Origin of the sequence: Leuconostoc gelidum subsp. gelidum KCTC 3527, from assembly GCF_000166715.1 — a bacterium.
GTDB lineage: Bacteria > Bacillota > Bacilli > Lactobacillales > Lactobacillaceae > Leuconostoc > Leuconostoc gelidum.
In genome coordinates this window covers 1-1,552 of record NZ_AEMI01000026.1, presented here as the reverse complement: position 1 = coordinate 1,552, position 1,552 = coordinate 1, and the positions used below count along the sequence as shown (strand labels likewise).

At 34.4% G+C, this 1,552-nt stretch carries 1 protein-coding gene; it reads right to left on the bottom strand.

Annotated elements, in window-relative coordinates:
- Window positions 1–23: 23 nt before the first annotated feature.
- A complete protein-coding gene (locus tag EUI_RS0107195) occupies window positions 24–1,217 on the bottom strand; it encodes an MFS transporter (RefSeq protein WP_010017112.1) in 1,194 nt (397 codons plus the stop codon).
- Window positions 1,218–1,552 lie beyond the last annotated feature (335 nt).

The window sequence follows — 1,552 nt, the reverse complement described above, 5'->3', positions numbered from 1 at the left end:
ACGTAGAAACAGTCGTTTTTATATTAAGCTAATTGATTAACTTCTTCTATTTTATTATTATTTGGTCTGTAAAACACTAAATATAAGATAGCAGATACAACTGGAATGACAGCTGCAATATAATACAAATCACGGAATGGTAATTGTCCATGAAGTGCACCAAAGATGTATGGGCCAACACCTAATCCTAAATCTAAACCGATAAAGTAAGTTGACAAGGCGATGCCAATACGATGACTCGTTACTAATTTCAAAGTAACAGCCTGTCCGTTTGACATAAACGTGCCATATCCTAAGCCAATAAATGCACCTGACAATAGCAACATCCAAGCACTATTTGTCATACCAAGTATTATCAAACCAATTGTCAAACATATATAACTTGGATACATCACGTAGTTCTCACCAAATCGATCAAATATGCGCCCAGACATTGGCCGTGTTAATGTGACTATTCCTGCATACACCACGAAGAAAAATGAACTAATTGAAACAAGATTCAAAGTTTCTGCATACGATGCCAAAAATGACAATACGCTTGAGTAAGACAAGCCCATCAAAAATCCAATGAATGAAATCAGCAAAACTTTATATTCAATAAAACTAGACAATTTCCATGATTTTAATTCACTTTTGTGTTCATCTGTTAACTTAACGTTATTAATTTGAATTGCGAACAATGCAAACATAGAAACAGCAATCAAAACAACTGACATAATCACAATGAAATGGAATCCTGTCGCGTGAAACAATAGCAAACCTATGAACGGTCCAATAGCTGCTGCTAAACTGGTACTCAAGCCGTAGTAATTAATTCCTTCACCTTTACGTCTATCTGGAATAAACTCGGTTACAATGGCATTCAACGCTGTTGACGTCATGCCATACGCAAACCCATTTAATAAACGCACAATATACAGCGCACCGATTGATGGAATGGCTAGATAAGCAATAGTAGTGATGAGGTAAAATATGACACCCCAACGTGCTATACGCTTGCGCCCAATCAATTCGAGCTCTTTACCCATAATTAACCTTGCAAGCAACGTGCCAATAATATAAATACCTGATGCTAACCCTGCTTGAGCAAACGACGCATGTAGCTCATTATGGGCCATAACAGCTATGATTACCATCATCAAATAATAGACAAGATACACAATAAAATTAATAATTGTGATCGTAATAAAACCTTTGTTAAATAATTTTTCTTCCATGAGTCATCCTTCGATATTCACCAACACAACAATTACTATTGTAAAGCTATGTTGGTGAAGGTGACAATCGAAAAACAGTTTTCGTGCTATCCATTTTCAGAAACCTTCGTTCAATTTTACACCGTACGCTTGCATGAAAACATTGTAAACGGAAATCAGTTATTTTTAGAATACCACTTTTTCACAAGCTTCGCAAATTTTTTTTAATTTTCTTAGAAACTTGTCAATTAACTTGACAATATAACCTTCTGTTCAAGAAAATAAATCATCTTACTTAGTGAAATATGATTATTTCATGAAACCAATAAGAAATATTTCATCAATTTAGAAAAAAT